The organism is Pseudoalteromonas sp. SIMBA_162 (assembly GCF_046535955.1).
Taxonomy (GTDB): domain Bacteria; phylum Pseudomonadota; class Gammaproteobacteria; order Enterobacterales; family Alteromonadaceae; genus Pseudoalteromonas; species Pseudoalteromonas marina.
Map to the genome: position 1 here is coordinate 1 of NZ_JAWJBQ010000381.1, position 273 is coordinate 273.

The window sequence follows — 273 nt, forward strand, 5'->3', positions numbered from 1 at the left end:
CCCGTGCGCCTTGGCGATACGCTCGACCAGCGGATAGGCCTCCGGGTGGACGGCACTGGCATCCAGCGGCTTCTTGCCCGAGGCGATGCGCAGGAAACCGGCACACTGCTCGAAGGTGCGCGGACCCAGCCGGCTGACCTTGAGCAATTCCTGGCGCGAAGCGAAACGGCCATTGGCATCACGGTGCGCGACAATATTCTCGGCAAGCGTGGTGTTGAGACCCGCGACGCGTGACAGCAGCGCGCTTGAGGCCATGTTGAGGTCGACGCCGAC

1 protein-coding gene is annotated in these 273 nt (G+C 65.6%); it reads right to left on the minus strand.

The features are described from left to right. Positions 1-273 (minus strand): helix-hairpin-helix domain-containing protein (locus tag R0J88_RS20130; RefSeq protein WP_410900894.1); only part of this gene is annotated, 273 nt, incomplete at both ends.